An 18,208-nucleotide genomic window follows, 5' to 3' on the forward strand; every position below is an offset into this window, starting at 1 on the left:
CGCCGACCCGTCCCGCGGGACCGCCGGAGGCGCCGGCGTCCGCCGTGGCGCGGTGGGCTCAGACCCCCGCCGGCTGCGGGTCGCCCTCGGCCGCCACGTCCGGGTCGATGTCGTCGCCCCCGATGGCCAGGTCACGGCTGCGCGAGACGGCGACCGCGCCGACGACGACGGCGAAGGCGACCCCGGCGATCCCGTAGCGGATCGGCGCCGAGGCGCTCGCGCCGATGGACAGGGTGACGATGGCCGGCGCGATGAGCACCGAGACGAGGTTCATCACCTTGATCAGCGGGTTGATCGCCGGCCCGGCGGTGTCCTTGAAGGGGTCGCCGACGGTGTCGCCGATGACGGTCGCCGAGTGCGCCTCGGTGCCCTTGCCTCCGTGGTGGCCGTCCTCGACGATCTTCTTCGCGTTGTCCCACGCCCCACCGGAGTTGGCGAGGAAGACCGCCATGAGAGCACCGGCGGAGATCGCGCCGGCGAGGAAGCCCGCGAGCGCCCCGACACCGAGGCCGAAGCCCACGGCCACCGGCATCAGCGCGGCGAGCAGGCCCGGGGTGGCGAGCTCGCGCAGCGAGTCCTTGGTGCAGATGTCGACGACCTTCCCGTACTCGGGCTTGGCCGTGCCCTCCATGATCCCGGGGATGTCGCGGAACTGGCGACGCACCTCGAAGACGATGGCGCCGGCCGCGCGGGTCACGGCGTTGATCGCCAGCCCCGAGAAGAGGAAGACCACGGCGGCGCCGATGAGGACGCCGACGAGCGTCGAGGGCATCGTGATGAAGCCGAGGGCCTCGGTCTGCCACTGGGTGTACTGCGCCTGGGTCGTGCTGCCCGGGTCGGTGATCCCGTCGACCGCGCTCTGCCAGGCGTCGGTGTAGGAGCCGAAGAGCGCGGTCGCCGCGAGGACGGCGGTGGCGATGGCGATGCCCTTGGTGATCGCCTTGGTCGTGTTGCCCACGGCGTCGAGCTCGGTGAGGACCTGGGCCCCCTCCTCGTCGACGTCGCCGGACATCTCGGCGATGCCCTGGGCGTTGTCCGACACCGGCCCGAAGGTGTCCATGGCGACGATGACGCCGACGGTCGTCAGCAGCCCGCAGCCGGCCAGTGAGACGAGGAAGAGGGCGAGCGCGGTGGAGCCGCCCCCGAGGAGGAAGGCGAGGTAGACGGCGCCGCCGATGATCGCGGCGGTGTACACGGCCGACTCCAGACCGACCCCGATGCCGGAGAGCACGACGGTCGCCGGCCCGGTGAGCGAGGTGCGGGCGACGTCACGGGTCGGCCGCTTGTCGGTGCCCGTGAAGTGGCCGGTCAGCCAGAGGATGATGCCGGCGAGGACGATGCCGACGACGACCGCGAGCAGCGCGGTGAGCCGGGGGTCGCCGGTGAGCGCGCTGATCTCGTCGTTGCTCGAGCCGAGGTCGGCGTAGCTGCCGGGCAGGTAGACGAAGGCGGCCACGGCGGAGAGCAGGGCCGAGACCACGGCGGCGATGTAGAAGCCGCGGTTGATCGCCCGCAGCGGGTTCTCCCCGGCCCGCGCACGGGTGACGTAGACGCCGAGCAGCGCGGTGAGGGCGCCGATCGCCGGGACGAGGAGCGGGAAGACCAGCCCGTAGGTGCCGAAGGCCACCGAGCCGAGGATGAGGGCGGCGACGAGGGTGACGGCGTAGGACTCGAACAGGTCGGCCGCCATGCCGGCGCAGTCACCGACGTTGTCCCCGACGTTGTCGGCGATCGTCGCGGCGTTGCGCGGGTCGTCCTCGGGGATGCCCGCCTCGACCTTGCCGACGAGGTCGGCGCCGACGTCGGCGGCCTTGGTGAAGATGCCGCCGCCGACGCGCATGAACATCGCGAGCAGCGCCGCGCCGAAACCGAAGCCCTCGAGGACCTTCGGGGCGTCACCTTCGTAGAGGAGCACGACGATCGAGGCGCCGAGCAGGCCCAGCCCCACGGTGGCCATGCCGACGACGCCCCCGGTGCGGAACGCGATCCGCATCCCGAGGTCGCGGCCGCCGTCGTTCCGGGCGGCCGAGGCGACCCGGACGTTCGCCTTGACCGCGAGGCTCATGCCGAGGTAGCCGATGGCGGCCGAGAACAGCGCGCCGAGCACGAAGAACCCGGAGCGCCCCCAGCGGATGCCGGTGGTCTCGGCGGGCAGCAGGAGCAGCAGGCCGAAGACGAGGACGACGAAGATGCCGAGGGTGCGGAACTGCCGGTTGAGGTAGGCCTGGGCGCCCTCCTCGACGGCCGCGCCGATCGAGCGCATGCTGTCGGTCCCGGTGTCGGCCGCCAGGACCTGGCGCCGGAACACGAAGCCCATGGCGAGCGCCACGAGCGCGATGACCGCGACCGTGACGACGAGCGTGAGGTTCGTGCCGCTCAGGTCGAGGCCTCCCGACTCGGCGGTCGCGAGTGCGAGGGGTGCCATTCCATCCTCCTTGACGGCGTGGGTCGTCCCCGGGCGCAGGGGTGCGCCGAGTCGAGGGACGGTTCGCGAGGACTGTACCCGGCGCGCCGGTGTGGACGCCCACCCGGGCGGGAGTGACGCAGTTCACACCCCCCGTACCGGTGCTCAGCCCTCGAGCGCCTCCTCGACGGTGCCGAAGATGCCGAAGACCTTGTCCAGACCGGTGATCCGGAACACCCGCAGGATGCGCTCGCTCGTGCACACCAGCCGCAGCCACCCGGAGCTGTTGCGCACGAGCTTGAGCCGACCGACGAGGACGCCGAGCCCGGTGGAGTCGAGGAAGGAGACGGCGTCGAGGTCGACGACGAGGCGGGTGCGCCCCTCGGCGACCTCCGCATCGAGGGCCTGCCGCAGCTGGGCGGCGCTGTGGACGTCGACCTCGCCCTCGACGGTGACGATGCCGATGTCGTCGCGCCGGGAGGTCGTGACGGAGAGCTCCACGCGTCTGGCTCCTCGGGGTGGGCGGTCCTCGCGGTCCCAGGGTGGACGGGAGCGTCGGGACCAAGGATTACCGTAGCCGCCGTGTCCAGCCCGGCCCAGCACCTCCAGCGGATCGCCCGGCGGTCCGACACCGGGCGGCTCATGCACCTCGAGGTGCTGGCGGCGCGCCCGCCGCGGCTCGCCCAGTGGCCCGAGGGGGTGGCCCCGGCGGTGCTGGCGGCACTGCTCGGGGCCGGGGTCGAGCGGCCGTGGTCCCACCAGCGCGAGGCCATCGACCTCGCGAGCGCCGGTACCCACGTCGTCCTCTCGACCGGCACCGCCTCGGGCAAGTCCCTCGGCTACCTCGTGCCGGTCCTCGCGAGCCTGGCCGAGCGGCCCGCGTCCGGGCTGAGCGGCCCGAGCGCGCTCTACCTCTCGCCGACGAAGGCGCTCGCGGCCGACCAGCTCGCCCGGGTGGACCGGCTCGCCGTCCCCGGGGTGCGGGCCGCGACCTACGACGGGGACACCCCACCGGAGGAGCGTCGCTGGGTCCGCGAGCACGCCAACCTCGTCCTGACCAACCCCGACCTGCTCCACCACTCGCTGCTGCCCGGGCACGAGCGGTGGTCGCGCTTCCTGCGCGGTCTGCGGTACGTCGTCGTCGACGAGTGCCACGTCTACCGCGGGGTGTTCGGCTCGCACGTCGCCGCGGTGCTGCGGCGGCTGCGCCGGGTGGCCGCCCGGTACGGCGCCTCGCCGACCTTCGTGCTCGCCTCGGCCACGGTGAGCGACCCCGCGGAGCACGCCGCCCGGCTCACCGGGCTGCCCGTGCGGGCGGTCACCGACGACGGCTCGCCACGAGGGGCGATGACCTTCGCGCTGTGGGAGCCCGCGGCCGACGAGGAGGGCGCCCGACGCTCCGCGACGACGGAGGCGGCCGCCCTGATGGCCGACCTCGTCGGCCACGGGGTGCAGACGGTCGCGTTCGCCCGCAGCCGCGCCGGCGCGGAGGCGCTCGCCAGCGGCGCCCGGCGCCGGCTCGCCGCCGAGCACCCGCAGGCCGTGGAGTCGGTCGCCGCCTACCGCGGTGGCTATCTCCCCCAGGACCGGCGCGAGCTCGAGGCGGGGCTGCGCGCGGGCTCCCTGCGCGGCCTCGCGGCGACGAACGCGCTCGAGCTCGGGGTGGACGTCAGCGGGCTGGACGCCGTCGTCATGGCCGGCTGGCCGGGGCGGCGGGCCAGCCTGTGGCAGCAGGCGGGGCGGGCCGGCCGCTCCGGTGGCGAGTCGCTCGCCGTCCTCGTCGCCGCCGACGACCCGCTGGACGGCTACCTCGTGCGCCATCCCGAGGCGCTGTTCGGGGCACCGGTCGAGAGCACGGTCCTCGACCCGGAGAATCCGCAAGTCCTCGCGCCGCACCTGGCCGCCGCGGCGGCGGAGCTGCCGCTCGTGGAGGACGACCTGGGCCTCTTCGGCGAGGGGTCGCGCCGGCTGCTCGACGTGCTCGTCGAGAGCGGCATCCTCCGGCGGCGCCCGGCCGGGTGGTTCTGGGCGCGGCAGGACCGGCCCGCCGCACACATCTCGCTGCGCGGGGCCAGTGAGGTGGTGGCCGTCGTCGAGCGCCGCACCGGGCGGGTCGTGGGCACGGTCGACGAGGCCGCGGCGCACAGCCAGGTGCACACCGGGGCGGTGCACGTCCACCAGGGCGAGGCGTGGGTGGTGACCGAGCTCGACCTCGAGGCCCGGGTGGCCCACGTCGTCCGGGGCGACCCGGGGTGGTCGACGCAGGCGGAGTCGGTGAGCCGGTTCGACATTCTCGCCACCGAGCGCTCCGCGCAGCGGGCCCGGGTGGTGACCTCCTTCGGCACGGTGCGCGTCACGAGCCGGGTCACCGGGTTCACCCGCCGTCTGCCGGGGGGCGAGGTCGTCGGGCGGCATGCCCTGGACCTGCCGGAGCGGACCCTGACGACCAAGGCCGTCTGGTGGACGGTCGAGCCCGAGGTGCTCACCGCGGCGGGCGTCGAGGAGGCGGCCGTCCCCGGCGCGCTGCACGGCGCCGAGCACGCGGCCATCGGGATGCTGCCGCTCGTCGCCACCTCGGACCGCTGGGACGTCGGCGGCGTCTCGACGGCCCGGCACCCGGACACCGGGCTGCCCACGGTCATGGTCTTCGACGGCTACCCGGGGGGTGCCGGCTTCGCGGAGCGGGCGAGCGAGAGGTTCCAGGCGTGGGTGCGAGCCACCCGGGACGCCGTGCTCGCCTGCCCGTGCGCCGACGGCTGCCCGGCGTGCGTGCAGTCGCCCAAGTGCGGCAACGGCAACGACCCGCTCGACAAGGCCGGCGCCGTGGCCGTCCTCGACCTGGCCGTCGCCGGCGCCGGCTGACCCCGAGCGGGCACGGTCCGCGTTCGACGGGCATCCGGGCTGGTCAGCGGAGTAGCGTGCCCGCCATGGTCCTCCTCGGCGTCGTCCTCGTCCTGCTCGGCCTGGGGCTGGGCGCCCTCCTCGTCGCGGGCTCGGTGCGCCTCGACGACCCGGTGCCGGTCCACGTGCTCGGGGGCACCATCGAGCTGCCTCCGGTGGTCTTCCTCGTGAGCGGCATGGTCGTCATCTCGATCTTCTGGCTCGGCTGGGTGGTCCTGCGGACCGGGCTCAAGCGCGGCCACCGGCGGCGCGTCGAGGCCCGGGAGGCGCGCAAGGCGGCCGAGGAGGAGCGGCTCGCCCAGGAGCAGCGGATGAAGGAGGAGGTCGAGGCGCGCGAGCGTGCCCTCGAGGCCGAGCGCCGCCGACACGAGGAGGAGACCGCCCGGCTGCGGCAGGAGGCCGAGCAGCGGGTGGCCGAGCAGCACGTCGCGACCGAGACGGCGCGCCGTCGGGCCGAGGTGGCCGAGGCCCGGACCGAGGAGGAGGGCCCCGCGCCCGAGGCTCCCCGCTGAGCGGAGCGACGCCGGGCCGGCACGCGCTCGGGCCAGAACAGCGCGTGGCAGCCCCGGCCACCACAGCGTGGGGCGCCGCTCGACCCGTAGCTCGGTGAGGACGCTGCCGTCGGGAAGCGCCGTGCAGCTGCTGAGCCGCCCGCCGTTGGCGCGGGCCACCGACTCCGCGGCGCGGCAGTCGGCCGCGCCCCCGGCCGGGAGCGGACCGGCGGCGGCGAGCGCGGCCAGGTCGGCCGCGGCTCGTGCCCGGTGGACGTCGGCGACCACCGACGTCAGCACGAGGGCACCCACGAGCACCGCCACGAGCACCCCGATACCGCCGCTGACGAGCACGGTGGCGCTCCCGCGCTCGGACCGCGACGGCCGCCGACGGACCGCTCTCACGGTGATCCCTCCCGACGGGCGACGGCCTCCCCCTGCGGGGTGAGAGGGGCCCCGAGCACCGCGAGCGGCTCGGGCGCCGAGCCACGGACCCGCACGAGCACCTGCTCCTCGCGGACCTCGAGGGTGACCTCGGCGCCGGACGGGGCGAGCGCCGCCACCCGGTTGCGCACCGTGGCGGCGGGCTCGCCGCGGGCGAGCAGCCGGGCGCCGGCCGCGGCCGCGTCCACGCAGCGCACCCGGTCGATACCGACCCGGACCGCGGAGAGGGCCACCGCAAGGACGAGGAGCAGGGCGGGGATGGCCACGGCCAGCTCGGCCGTGGCCATCCCCTGCTCGCGCCGGCCGGGCCGCCTCACGTGCCGAGCGCACCGACGATGATGCTCGTCAGCGCGCTCTTGACCGGCCCGGACTTGACGACGACGAGCAGCAGCGCCGCGAACGCGACCGCCGCCACGGTGCCCACCGCGTACTCGGCGGTGGTCATCCCGGCCTCGCCGGCCCGCGTCAGCCGCCGCGTGGTGGCGTGCACCCGCGCCATCAGACGTGCCCTCATGGCTCCTCCTTCGTGTCGTGGGGCGCGCGCTGCGCCCCCTCGGGACCACGCTGGCGCGGGCGGGGCCGCCCGGCGACGGGGCCGGGCCGATCTGTGGACGGCCCAGGCCCCGGCGCCGGCCTGTGGACGCTCACCCGAGGCTCCCGAGCAGGAGGAGGACGACCGGGACCACGGTGGTGGCGACGAACCCCGGCAGGAAGCAGAGCCCGAGCGGCAGCACGAGCAGCACCCCGGCGCGCTGGACGGCGGACTCGACACGACGCGACTCCGCGACCCGGATCCGCTCGGCGGCCGCGTCGAGCAGACCCGCGGGACCCGCGCCGGCAGCGGTCGCGGCGTGCCACGCGGCCGCGGCGGGAGCCCAGCCCGGCCCCACCCGCGACCACGCCCGCTCGTGCCCCTCGCCCCAGCGCTGGGCAGCCGCGACGACACCGAGCTCGCGCCCGGCGGGCGTCGGGTCGACGGTGGAGACCGCCTCGAGGCACTCGAGGGTGCCGCCACCGCCCCGGAGAGCCGCCGCGAGCAGCACGAGGGCGACCGCGGCGTCCTCGAGGGTGGCCGCTTCGGCCGGCGGGGCCACCGACCGCGGTCGCCCGGGGAGCCGGCGGACGGGACGGGGAAGGACGAGCACGGCGGCCACGACGAGGAGGGCGCAGAGCATCACCCGCTCCCGGAGGTCCGCCCGGGCCGGGCCGCCCCGCCGACCATCCGCCGGGCCCACGCCCAGCCGAGCGCGGTGAGGACCAGACCGCAGCACGCGGCGGCGCGGGCGGCCGCGGACCCGTACAGCTGCACCGGCGACAGCCCGAGCAGAGCGCCGACGACGGGCCCCCCGAACGGCAGGGCCGTGAGTAGGCGCATCGAGGCCCGTGGCCCGGAGAGCGCGGAGTCGGTCCGCTCCTGGGCGGCGGCGCGGGCCCGCAGCGCCGCCGCGGCCGCCGCCGTGGTGCGGGAGGCCTCCGACCCGGTCAGCTGCGAGAGCCGCCAGGCCCGGCCCACGACGGCGAGCGCGGCCCGGTCCGGGGGCGCCGCCTCGGGACCGGCCGTGCCGACCACGACGTCGGCCGGCCCGGCGCCGGTGGTGTGCGCCTCGTGCAGCGCGGCGAGCATCCAGGGCGCCTGCTCCTGCACCGCGGGGGCCCTGGCCGCGACCTCGACCGCCGCCGGGAGGTCCAGGCCCGCCCGCAGGCCGACCGCCGTGACCTCGGCGAGGTCGGCCACCCACCCCGCACCCGGCCGGCCCCGCCCACCGCGCACCCGGCGGGCGACCCGGGCCGACCAGGGTGGGCGCCGAGGCGCAGACCGTGCCGGCGCGGCCGGGACCCCGACCGCGAGCAGCACCGCCAGGGCGACGAGCACCGCCGCGAGCACGCTCACCGGAGCGCCCCGTCCGGCACGAGCTCGCCGAGAGCCGCCCAGGCCGGCCCGGGGCGCGGACCGTCGTCGGTGTCCTGGAGGCCGACGGGTACCTCGACGATCCCGTCGGGCCCGGCCCGGGGCACCCCGACCCGGTCCACCCGCCGCCGCTCGCCGTCTCGCACGACGTGGACGACGGCGTGCAGCGCGCCGCGCAGCTGGGCGTGCACGGCCTCGCGGGGCATCCCGGCCAGCACGCAGAGCGCCTCGAGGCGAGCGGGCACCTCCTCGGGCCCGTTGGCGTGCAGGGTGCCCGCCCCGCCCTCGTGCCCGGTGTTCAGCGCGGCGAGCAGATCGCGCACCTCGGGCCCGCGGACCTCGCCGACGACGAGCCGGTCCGGGCGCATCCGGAGTGCCTGGCGCACGAGGACCGTCAGCGGCACCTCACCGACCCCCTCGACGTTGGCGGCCCGCCCCTGGAGCCGCACGACGTGGGGGTGGGCCGGGTCGAGCTCGCGGACGTCCTCGACGACGACGACGCGTTCGCCCGCGGGGCACTCGGCGAGCAGCGCCCCGAGGACGGTCGTCTTGCCCGAGCCGGTGCCGCCGGTGACGAGGATGCTGCGCCGGGTGTGGACGAGACCGCGCAGGACCTCGGCCGTCCGCGGGCTCACCGCACCGGTGGCGACGAGGTCGTCGACGCCGGCGAGCCGACGGCGCGCGACCCGCAGGCTGAGGTGGGGGCCGTCCTCGGCGAGCGGCGGGAGCACCGCGTGCAGCCGGACGCCGCCGGGGAGCAGGCCGTCGACCCAGGGCTGGGCGTCGTCGAGCCGCCGCCCGGCGAGCCCGGCGAGCCGGACCGCGAGTGGGCGCAGCTCCTCCGCACCGAGGCGGAGCCCTGCCCGCTCGACCCCGGCACCGCGGTCGAGCCAGACCGCCCCGTCGCCGTTGACGAGGACGTCGGTGACCCGCGCGTCCTCGACGAGGGGGGCAAGCGGCCCGAGCCCGACGAGCCGGGAGGCCATGGCCTGCTCGGCGAGCTCGCGACCGTCACGCCCGAGCACGGGGACCTGCTCGTGGGTGATCCTCCCGATGACGGCGGGGGTGGGCCCGACCCCGGCCCGGATCGACCGTTCGACACCGGGGGTCTGCGCACCGGTCACGACGCCTGCCCGAGAACGTCGGGAGCCCCCGCCGCGACGACGGCGTCGGCACACCGGCGCAGCGCGGAGCGGGTGGTTCCCGGCCACAGGCCCCGCTCGGCCTCCCGGGGGACGTGGGCGTCGTCGACGAGATGGTCCAGGTGCGCGATGCCGAGCGCGGCGAGGACGTCGTCGAGGACGCCCGCGCTCGGCCGTGGCCCCCGGGTGACGAGCCGCAGGTCGGGGTGGCCTCCCTCCTCCGGTGCGGCCTCGATCAGCCGCTCCACGAGAGCGTCGACGTCCGCGAGCTGCCGGGTACGCAGACCGGCGAGGACGACCAGGAGCGGCTCACCGGCGAGGGCCCCTGCGAGGTGCGGCGAGGAGGGGGGCAGGTCGACGACCACGGCCTCCGGCCCCGCGAGCACCGAGGCGAGGGTGTCGCGAACGGCCACCGCGGGCACCGACCGCGGGCCTAGACCACCCGCGGAGAGCACCCGGCACCCGTCCTCGTGGGGCAGGGCGCGCAGCAGCGGCCCCGGCGGGACCGGACCACGGACCTCGGCGAGCGCGGACCACCGGCGACCGGGAAGGTGCTCGATGCCCGCCGTGACGTCGAGCCCGCCGGCCGTGGTCGCGAGGTCGACGACGGTGCACGGCGTGCCCGCCACGGCCAGCCGACGACCCACGGCGAGGGCGAGGGTGCTCACCCCGAGGCCGCCGGAGGCCCCGGTGAGCACGATGTGTGCGCGGGGAGTCATGGGTCGACGCTCGCGCGCCGTGGCGCCGTTGGACAGCTCCGTCGCCGGATCTGTGGACGGAGGAGACCGCCCGCGCCGGCTGTGGACGACGCGGGACCGGCATACCCCGGGGTGGATTCACCGCATACCCGGGGGAGGACATGGGACGGCCCCGGTCGGGGGGACAACCGGGGCCGTCGGCGAGCCGAGCTCCGGGGGGGAGAAGCCGGTTCGCCGGTCGCTCTACCCCGAAGGGGAGCGAGTAGGTCAATCGTGTCCCATGGACGGCCTCGGACGCAAGTCCGCAGGCCACCGTTCCGGAATCGTTCTGAGATCGCGCACAGGACGAGGGATTCCGCAGCCGAGGGCCGACCGGCGGGACACGTCGGCTCTCCACGTGACGGCGCCCCCGCGCGCCGGCGGGGGCGTCGTCCTGCCGCGTGCTCCGGGCGACCAGGCGTGCTCCGTGCCGTCGTCGGGAGGGGTCGAGCCCCTCGCGATCGGTCCATCAGTGGACTGCCCGCGCGTGGGTACCCGTCGCCTCGCGGTAGGTCTGGCGGTGAGGACGGCCGAGGTCGCCCTCACCGCCAGTTGTACTCCTGCGCCTCCGGGGCGGCAACCGGCGCGCGGGTCACCGCGGCGGGTCGAGTCGCCCCGCGCGGACGGCGGCGGCGACCGCCTCGCCCTCGGCCGCGGCCGCGCGGACGGCGGCGGCGCAGTGCCCGAGCCAGAGCCCCACCCCCGCTGCGTCGCCGCGGCCGTAGGCGGCCAGGGCCCCGACGTAGGCCGCGGCCCCCTCGGCGCCGTGGCCGGCCTCGGTCACGGCCACGCCCGTGGGGTCGAGGCCTCCGGCGCGGGTGACGGCCCGGTCCAGGGCGCGCGCGACGACCGCGTTGCCGCGCACGAACGGGCGCACCGTCACCAGCTCGGCGTGGACGACGGCGGCCACGAGGAGGACCGGCAGGCCCGGGGTCGCGACCAGCACCTCGACCACGCCGCGCAGCCGCTCGGCGGCGACCGCCGCCGAGGGGGCCGGGCCGAGGTCGGGCAGCTCCTCGCAGTCCTCCCCGGGCAGCCGGGGGCGGCCGAGTGCGGAGTCGGGCACCGCGCCGGCCGACGCCACCGTGTGCAGCCGGGCCAGCGCCTGCAGGGGCGAACGCAGGACGAGCCCCTCGACGTGCTCGGTCTCGAGCGTCGCGCCGAGCACGCCCCTGACCACCCGCTCCACCGGGTCGGGCGCGGGGGACCAGGTGGCCGACCCGGTGAGCACCTCGCGCACCGCGGCGAGCGGCATCCGCGCCCCTTCGAGCTCGGCGCTCGCGACCGCGCCCCGCACGCGCGACTCGGCGGCGGCCTCGGGGATGCGTCGGCGCAGGCCCTCGTGCCAGCGCAGCCGGGTGCACGCCTCCCGGGCGGCCTCGAGCTGGTCGGGCACCCCGGGCAGCTCGGCGAGCCGGGCGACCGCCGCGACGCTGCCGCTCAGCTGCCGGGAGGTGGCGCCCGTCGCTGCCCCCTTCTCCGCCCGCGACTCGGGGGTGAGGTGGGCACTCGTCGGCTCGGACACGCCGGCTCCTTCGGGGGGGACGCCGCCGGGGTGGGCAGCGCTTGGATCGTATCGGGGGCGCCGAGCCTGGGCTCAGTCGGCGGGGAGGACCAGCCGGCCGTCGTCGAGCAGGCCGCCGGACTGCTTGACGACGCGTCCGCCGATGCCGACCTCGAGATCGCGCACGCCGTCGAGGCGGCCGATCTGCTCGGTGGTGAACGTGTAGACGTCGAAGAGGGATCGACAGGAGAGGGTGGCCAGCAGGTTGTGGGTGCCGGAGATCGCCGCGGCCATCCCGACCTCGGGCCGCTCCGCGAGCGACTCCCCCACTTCCTGCAGCCGGCTCGGGCTCACCCGGAGGAAGAGGTAGGCGTGCACCGGGAAGCCGATCGCCGCGGCTGCGATGTCGGCATCGATGGTGACGGCGCGGCGCTCGATCAGCGTGCCGAGCCGACGCGCCACGCGGCCGGGGCTGATCCCGGCGGCGGCGCCGAGGTCTGCGTACGTCGCCCGCCCGTCGCGCTGCAGCGCATCGAGGATCGCCACGTCGGTCGGGAGCAGCTCGATCCCCCGCGGGTCGGTGCGGGGGCCGGGCGGCATGCGCAACGCCGCGTCCTCCTCCGCGGTGAGGTGGTCGGCGAGACCGCCCCAGTCGTCGGCGCGCAGGCCGGTGAAGTAGTGCAGGACGACGGCCGCGGAGATGTCCAGCACGTGCGAGGTCCGCGGCAGGGTGCGGGTGAGCAGCGCCTCGCGGCGTTCGGCGGTCAGCGAGCGGACGACGAAGAGCACCTCCGCGCCGGCCGCGCCGATCCCGACCCAGACGATGTCGTCGCGGCGCGCCAGCGCGTTCGCCAGGGACTCGGCGGCGTCCGGCCGGCAGCGCACCCGGACATGCCACGCCGCCTCGCCCACGACCTTGGGGTTGACCACGCCGAAGATGCGCAGCACGCCGCTGCGCACGAGCCGCCGGTAGCGGCGCGCGGTTGCCTGCTCGGAGAGGCCGAGGACCTCGCCCAGCCGGACGAAGCCGACCCGCGGCCGGAGCTGGAGACCCCGAATGATCCGTCGATCGACCGCGTCGACGGTGGCGGATCTCGCGAGGGACTGCTGTGTCATCGACGGAAATCTACAGCGCGGTCGATCCGGCCGGGTCCCGGTCCTCGCCGGTTGCGAAGGTACGTCGTCGGACATCCGCTCTCTCGAAGGAACCTGCCCATGAACCGCAAATGGTGGACCCTGGCCGTCGTCTGCGCGGCCACGTTCATGCTCCTGCTCGACGTGACGATCGTCGTCGTCGCGCTTCCCGACATCCAGACCAGCCTGAAGACCGACTTCGGCGAGGTCCAGTGGGTGACCGACGCCTACGCACTCTCGCTCGCGGCACTGCTGCTGACCTCCGGCGTGCTCGCCGACCGCTTCGGCCGACGCCGTCTCTTCCTCGTCGGGATGGTCGTGTTCACCCTCGGCTCGGCGTTGTGCGCGGCCGCCCAGAGCCCCGCGATGTTGATCTGGTCGCGGGCCGCGCAGGGCGTCGGCGGCTCGATCCTCTTCTCGACGTCGCTGGCCCTCCTGGCGACCACCTTCCACGGTCGGGAGCGTGGCGTCGCCTTCGGCAGCTGGGGCGCGGTCACCGGCGTCTCGACGGCCCTGGGACCGCTGCTCGGCGGCCTGATCACCAGCGGCATCAGCTGGCGGGGCGTCTTCTGGGTCAACCTGCCGATCGGCATCGTCGCCATCGCGCTGGCCGTGGCCAGGGTGCAGGAGTCCCGCTCGCCGCACCCCTCGCGTCCGGACTGGGGTGGCTTCGCCACCCTCACCATCGGCCTGTTCACCCTCGTCTACGGGCTGATCCGTGCCGGCCAGGACGGCTGGTCGGAGGGCCGTGTCTGGGTCTGCTTCGCCGTCGCGGTGGTCGCGCTCGCGGCCTTCGTCGCGGTCGAGGCACGGCACAGCCACCCGATGTTCGACCTCGGCCTGCTCCGGACACCGACCTTCGTCGGCGGCTCTGCCGCGGCCTTCGCGATGAACGGCTCGCTCTTCGCGATGGTGCTCTACCTGACCGTCTACCTGCAGAACGACCTCGGCTACTCGGCCCTCCAGGCAGGCCTGCGGCTGCTCCCGATCTTTGCGACCTCGATGGTCGCGGCCACCGTCGCCGGCCGGATCTCCAGCCACGTGCCGGTCCGACTGCTCGTCGGCCCCGGGCTCCTCCTCGTCGGCGCCGGGCTGCTGCTGATGACCCGCATCGGCGAGCACACCACGTGGACGGCGCTGGTACCGGGCTTCCTGGTGGCCGGGCTCGGCAGTGGGCTGGTGAACCCGCCGCTCGCGTCGACGGCAGTCGGCGTCGTCCCGGTCCACAGGTCCGGGATGGCGTCCGGCGTGAACAGCACCTTCCGTCAGGTCGGGATCGCCGTCGGCATCGCGGCGTACGGCACGCTCTACGGCAGCTCGCTCCGCAGCCACCACACGGTGGCGCACGCCCTCGACCAGCTCTTCCTCGTCTCCGGTGCGGTCGCCGTCGTCGGCGGCCTGCTCGCCCTCGCCCTGATCCGCTCGCGCGACTTCGTGGCGCACGGTCCGGCACGGCCGACCCCCGCGGAGACCACCTCCGTCTCCTGACCCCTCCGAGGGGCGTCAGGCAGCGGCCCCAAGCGGCCGGCGGAGGTCCTCTCGCGCGACCGGAGCGGCGACGGGGTCCCGGGGAGCGGCCCCGCAGGTGCCCGAGAAGCCTAGGGTGTCGGCCATGGCGGGCAGCATCCACTGGCCGACGGCGGCCCTCGTCGCGGTGACGATGCTGCTGCTCTGGCTCGGGGTCGCACTGATGCGTCGCAGCCGCCGCCGCGGGTTCATCTCGGAGACCGACCGCGCGACCTACGCGACGCTGCACACCGCCTCCCTCGCCTCGCGTCACCTCGCCGACGGGCTGACGACCGAGACGGCCGAGCGTGCGGGTCGCCACCTGCTGTCCATCCTCGGGGCGCACGCGGTCTCGCTCGCCACGCCGGGTAGCGTGCTGTCCTGGACCGGGGCCGGTGACCACCACCGCGCCGACGCCCTGGCGCTCGGCGAGCGCACCCTCGAGACGGGTCGTACGGTCGCCCACGGCCCCGACGACGTCGCCTGCGCCGACCCCGACTGCCCGATCCGGATGGCGGTCTCCGCCCCGCTCGTCTCCGACGACCTCGTCGTCGGCTCCCTGACCGCCTGGACCTCCTACTCCTCCCCCGGCCTGACCCGGGCGACCGAGGAGGTCGCGGCGTGGGTCTCCAGCCAGCTCGCCCTCGCCGAGCTCGCCCGAACCCGCGGACAGGTGGTCGAGGCCGAGCTGCGGGCGCTACGGGCACAGATCAGCCCGCACTTCATCTACAACAGCCTCGCCGCGATCGCCTCGTTCGTGCGCACCGAACCCGACCGCGCGCGTGAGCTGCTGCTCGACTTCGCCGACTTCACCCGCTACGCGCTGCGGACCGGAGGGGAGTTCACCACGCTCGCCGAGGAGCTGCGCAACGTCGAGCGCTACCTCGTCCTCGAGCAGGCCCGCTTCGGCGACCGGCTGCGGGTCTCCCTGCTCGTCGCCCCGGAGGTGCTCCCGGTGACCCTGCCCTACCTCGCCGTGCAGCCCCTCGTCGAGAACGCCGTCCGGCACGGCCTCGCGGCGAAGGAGGGCATCGGGCACGTGACGATCACCGCGACCGACCTCGGCGCCGAGGCGGAGATCGCCGTCGAGGACGACGGGGTGGGCACCGACCCCGAACGGGTCCGGGCGATCCTCGACGGCGCGCGGACCACCGGCTCGGTGGGCCTGGGCAACGTCGACTCCCGGCTGCGGCAGGTCTACGGCGACGAGTTCGGTCTCGTCGTCGAGACGGCACCCGGTGCCGGGACCCGGGTCACCTTCCGTGTGCCGAAGTTCGCACCCGGAGTGCACGCACAGGGCCGACCCGGGTCGTAGGCTGCCCGGCATGTCCTCGGACCCGGGACTGGTGGTACTCGTCGTCGACGACGAGCTGCCTGCCCTGTCCGAGCTCGGGTACCTGCTCGGCGGGGACCCCCGGGTCGCCGAAGTGGTCACCGCCTCGAGCGGCACCGAGGCCCTCCAGGTGCTCGACGCGCGCGACGTCGACGTCGTCTTCAGCGACATCTCGATGCCCGGCCTGGACGGCATGGCGCTCGCCCGGGTCATCTCGCGCTTCGCGGTGCGCCCGCAGGTCGTCTTCGTCACGGCCCACGAGCGGCACGCCGTCGACGCCTTCGCCCTGGACGTCACGGACTACGTCATGAAGCCGGTGCGGGACGAGCGGATCGCCGAGGCGGTCCGGCGGGTCGTCGAGCAGCGCGAGCGGGCCGGCAGCGAGCCCCCCACCGAGGCCACCGCGCCGCCGGTGAGCGAGGACGAGACGATCCCCGTCGAGCTCGGCGGGGTCACCCGGTTCATCGCCCGCAGCCAGATCCGCTACGCCCAGGCGCACGGTGACTACGCCCGGCTGCACACCGACACCGGCAGCCACCTGGTCCGGGTGCCGCTGAGCGTGCTCGAGGAGCGGTGGGGCGAGTTCGGGTTCGTGCGCATCCACCGCAGCACCCTCGTCGCCCTCCCCCACGTCCGGGAGGTGCGGATGGACCACGGGCACTGCACCGTCCTCGTCGGCCAGGCCGAGCTCCAGGTGAGCCGCCGGCACACCAAGGAGCTGCGCGACACCCTGCTGCGGCGGCCGATCGGCGACCGCCGGCCACCCGCCGGCTGACCGGCATGAGTGACCTCCCGCCCCCGCGCGAGCGCGTCCGGGTCACGAGCTCCCGCCGGGGCGCCAGCCCGCTGCGGGTCCGGGCCGCCGCCCGCGACATCGACGAGCAGACGGCGCTCGGTGACGTCTACCTCGAGGGCCTGATGCGTGCCCAGCTGCGCCTGTCGCTCGCCGTGCTCGCCCTCACCCTCGTCGGGCTGGCCGCCCTCCCGGTGCTCCTGCTCCTCGTCCCGGCGACCCGGAGCACCACCGTCGCCGGCCTGCCGTTCGCCTGGCTCGTGCTCGGCGTGGTGGTCTACCCCGTCGCGTGGGTGCTCGCCCGCTGGTACGCGCGGGCGAGCGAGCGGATCGAGGCCGACTTCGCCGACGTCGTCGAGGACCCGTGAGCCACCCGCTCTCCCTGGCCGCCGTGGCCCTCGTGTGCCTGACGACCCTCGTCGTCGGCGGCCTCGGGCTGCGGCTGTCCCGGCGCACGAGCGACTTCTACGTCGCCGGCCGCACCGTCTCCCCGCGGCTGAACGCCTCGGCCATCGGGGGCGAGTACCTCTCGGCGGCGAGCTTCCTCGGCGTCGCGGGGCTGGTCTACGGGGTCGGGGTCGACATGCTGTGGGTCCCGGTCGGCTACACCCTCGGCTACCTCGTGCTGCTCGTCATGGTCGCCGCCCCGATGCGCCGCTCCGGCGCGTACACCCTCCCCGACTTCGCCGAGGCACGGCTCGGCTCCCTTCCGGTCCGGAGGGTCTCCTCGATCCTCGTCGTCGCCATCGGGTGGCTCTACCTCGTGCCCCAGTTCCAGGGGGCCAGCCTCACGCTGACCCTCGTGTCGGGCGCACCCTCCTGGGTCGGGGGGCTCGTCGTCATGGTCGTCATCGCCGCCGCGGTCGGGGCGGGAGGGATGCGCTCGATCACCTTCGTCCAGGCGGTGCAGTACTGGGTCAAGCTCACCGCCCTCGCCGTCCCGGCGTTCGTCCTGCTCGCGCTGTGGTTCCGCGACGGCCACCCCTCGCCGACGGTCCCGGACGGCTGGAGCATCCCGCTCGCCCCGACCGCACCCGACGACCACCCGGTCTACCGGACCACCTCGACCGTGCTCGCGCTCTCCCTGGGGACGATGGGGCTGCCGCACGTGCTCGTCCGGTACTACACCAACCCGGACGGGGTCGGCGCCCGGCGCACGACGGTCACCGTCGTCGCGCTCCTCGGCACCTTCTACCTCCTCCCCCCGGTGTACGCCGCCCTCGGCCGGCTGGCCTTCCCCGTCCTGCCGGAGGGCGTGCGCTCGGACTCGGTGGTCCTCCGGCTGCCCGGGGAGCTCGTCGGCGGTCTCGGGGGCGACGTCCTCACGGCGATGCTCGCAGGAGGCGCCTTCGCCGCCTTCCTCTCCACCGCCTCCGGACTGACGATGTCCGTCACCGGCGTCCTCGACCAGGAGGTGCTCCGGCCCCGGCTGGCCCGGCTGACCGGCGGCGACGCGCCCGGGGTGCGGGGCTTCCGGTTCGCTGCGGTCGCCGCGGTCGTCGTGCCGTACGTCGTGAGCAGGGCCTCCGAGCCGCTCGGCGCCGCGACGACCGTTGGGCTCGCCTTCGCGGTGGCCGCGGCGACCTTCGCCCCACTGATCATGCTCGGCGTCTGGTGGCGACGGCTGTCCACGGCGGGGGCCCTGGCAGGCCTCGTCGTCGGCGGGGGCGCGACGGTCGCCGCACTCGGCACGACGATGGCCACCGACCGGTTCACCGGCTGGCCCGGTGCGCTGCTCGCCGACCCGGGGCTGTGGGCGGTGCCCCTCGCCTTCGCCACCGCCGTCGTCGTCTCCCTCGCCACGCCCGGTCGCGTGCCGGCGTCGACCACCCGCGTCCTCGTGCGCCTGCACACACCCGAGCGGGTCCGGTTGGCCCGCAGCCGAACCCACGACTGAGCGGATGCGCGGC

Annotated in this window: 17 protein-coding genes and 1 pseudogene; 7 read left to right on the forward strand and 11 right to left on the reverse strand. The window is 75.7% G+C overall.

The annotated features are described in order from the left end of the window. Nucleotides 1–58 precede the first annotated feature (58 nt). Both G8D98_RS10570 and G8D98_RS10575 read right to left on the reverse strand, forming a co-directional pair. The gene (locus G8D98_RS10570) at nt 59–2,425 is read right to left on the reverse strand and encodes a sodium-translocating pyrophosphatase (RefSeq protein ID WP_166102726.1); all 2,367 of its coding nucleotides are present in this window, start codon (nt 2,423–2,425) and stop codon (nt 59–61) included. A 144-nt stretch (nt 2,426–2,569) separates the two neighbouring features. After that, entirely contained in the window at nt 2,570–2,905 is a 336-nt protein-coding gene (locus tag G8D98_RS10575) for an STAS domain-containing protein (RefSeq protein WP_166102729.1), read from the reverse strand. A 141-nt stretch (nt 2,906–3,046) separates the two neighbouring features. Between G8D98_RS10575 and G8D98_RS10580 the strand changes: the two genes are divergently transcribed. Together G8D98_RS10580 and G8D98_RS10585 are read left to right on the forward strand one after the other, a co-directional pair. Continuing rightward, nucleotides 3,047–5,266, forward strand: coding sequence for a DEAD/DEAH box helicase (locus tag G8D98_RS10580; RefSeq protein WP_166102865.1), 2,220 nt, complete (start codon nt 3,047–3,049; stop codon nt 5,264–5,266). 65 nt (nt 5,267–5,331) lie between these two features. Then, nucleotides 5,332–5,817, forward strand: coding sequence for a hypothetical protein (locus G8D98_RS10585; RefSeq protein ID WP_166102731.1), 486 nt, complete (start codon nt 5,332–5,334; stop codon nt 5,815–5,817). Nucleotides 5,818–5,841: 24 nt separating this feature from the next. On the opposite strand, the pseudogene G8D98_RS15615 reads toward G8D98_RS10585, so the two are convergent. The 9 genes and pseudogenes from G8D98_RS15615 to G8D98_RS10630 form a co-directional block, all read right to left on the reverse strand. Further along, nucleotides 5,842–6,201: pseudogene (locus tag G8D98_RS15615) on the reverse strand (Rv3654c family TadE-like protein); the annotation flags it as partial. Further along, the gene (locus G8D98_RS10595; RefSeq protein ID WP_166102734.1) at nt 6,198–6,557 is read right to left on the reverse strand and encodes a TadE family type IV pilus minor pilin; all 360 of its coding nucleotides are present in this window, start codon (nt 6,555–6,557) and stop codon (nt 6,198–6,200) included. The pseudogene G8D98_RS15615 and the gene G8D98_RS10595, both read right to left, overlap by 4 nt. Beyond that, nucleotides 6,554–6,754 carry a DUF4244 domain-containing protein gene (locus G8D98_RS10600; protein ID WP_166102737.1) on the reverse strand — a complete coding sequence of 67 codons (201 nt, stop codon included), beginning with the start codon at nt 6,752–6,754 and terminating at the stop codon, nt 6,554–6,556. The genes G8D98_RS10595 and G8D98_RS10600 overlap by 4 nt, the downstream gene beginning before the upstream one ends. A 130-nt stretch (nt 6,755–6,884) precedes the next feature. Next, a complete protein-coding gene (locus G8D98_RS10605; RefSeq protein ID WP_166102739.1) occupies nt 6,885–7,415 on the reverse strand; it encodes a type II secretion system F family protein in 531 nt (176 codons plus the stop codon). Further along, a complete protein-coding gene (locus G8D98_RS10610; RefSeq protein WP_166102742.1) occupies nt 7,415–8,131 on the reverse strand; it encodes a hypothetical protein in 717 nt (238 codons plus the stop codon). Before G8D98_RS10610 ends, G8D98_RS10605 begins: the two co-directional genes overlap by 1 nt. Further along, the gene (locus tag G8D98_RS10615; RefSeq protein ID WP_166102744.1) at nt 8,128–9,273 is read right to left on the reverse strand and encodes a TadA family conjugal transfer-associated ATPase; all 1,146 of its coding nucleotides are present in this window, start codon (nt 9,271–9,273) and stop codon (nt 8,128–8,130) included. Before G8D98_RS10615 ends, G8D98_RS10610 begins: the two co-directional genes overlap by 4 nt. Continuing rightward, complete coding sequence (locus G8D98_RS10620; RefSeq protein WP_166102746.1) at nt 9,270–10,010, reverse strand: CpaE-like family protein; 741 nt, start codon at nt 10,008–10,010, stop codon at nt 9,270–9,272. Before G8D98_RS10620 ends, G8D98_RS10615 begins: the two co-directional genes overlap by 4 nt. A 610-nt stretch (nt 10,011–10,620) precedes the next feature. Then, a complete protein-coding gene (locus G8D98_RS10625; protein ID WP_240920862.1) occupies nt 10,621–11,553 on the reverse strand; it encodes a Fic family protein in 933 nt (310 codons plus the stop codon). Nucleotides 11,554–11,625: 72 nt separating this feature from the next. Continuing rightward, nucleotides 11,626–12,648 (reverse strand): Lrp/AsnC family transcriptional regulator, encoded by a 1,023-nt coding sequence (locus G8D98_RS10630; protein WP_166102749.1) that lies wholly within the window; start codon nt 12,646–12,648, stop codon nt 11,626–11,628. Between the two features lie 99 nt (nt 12,649–12,747). Here G8D98_RS10630 and G8D98_RS10635 point away from each other — a divergent pair, with 99 nt between their 5' ends. The 5 genes from G8D98_RS10635 (at nt 12,748) to G8D98_RS10655 (ending at nt 18,195) form a co-directional block, all read left to right on the forward strand. Then, a complete protein-coding gene (locus tag G8D98_RS10635) occupies nt 12,748–14,154 on the forward strand; it encodes an MFS transporter (RefSeq protein WP_166102752.1) in 1,407 nt (468 codons plus the stop codon). 124 nt (nt 14,155–14,278) lie between these two features. After that, on the forward strand, nt 14,279–15,487 hold the full coding sequence (locus G8D98_RS10640; RefSeq protein ID WP_187566555.1) for a sensor histidine kinase: 1,209 nt from the start codon (nt 14,279–14,281) through the stop codon (nt 15,485–15,487). A 10-nt stretch (nt 15,488–15,497) separates the two neighbouring features. Beyond that, a complete protein-coding gene (locus tag G8D98_RS10645) occupies nt 15,498–16,280 on the forward strand; it encodes a LytR/AlgR family response regulator transcription factor (RefSeq protein WP_166102755.1) in 783 nt (260 codons plus the stop codon). A gap of 5 nt (nt 16,281–16,285) precedes the next feature. Then, nucleotides 16,286–16,666: a hypothetical protein gene (locus tag G8D98_RS10650; protein ID WP_166102758.1), complete on the forward strand. Its 381-nt coding sequence runs from the start codon at nt 16,286–16,288 to the stop codon at nt 16,664–16,666. After that, complete coding sequence (locus tag G8D98_RS10655) at nt 16,663–18,195, forward strand: sodium/solute symporter (protein WP_166102760.1); 1,533 nt, start codon at nt 16,663–16,665, stop codon at nt 18,193–18,195. Before G8D98_RS10650 ends, G8D98_RS10655 begins: the two co-directional genes overlap by 4 nt. Nucleotides 18,196–18,208: the final 13 nt, after the last annotated feature.

Source organism: Phycicoccus endophyticus, from assembly GCF_011326735.1.
GTDB lineage: Bacteria > Actinomycetota > Actinomycetes > Actinomycetales > Dermatophilaceae > Phycicoccus > Phycicoccus endophyticus.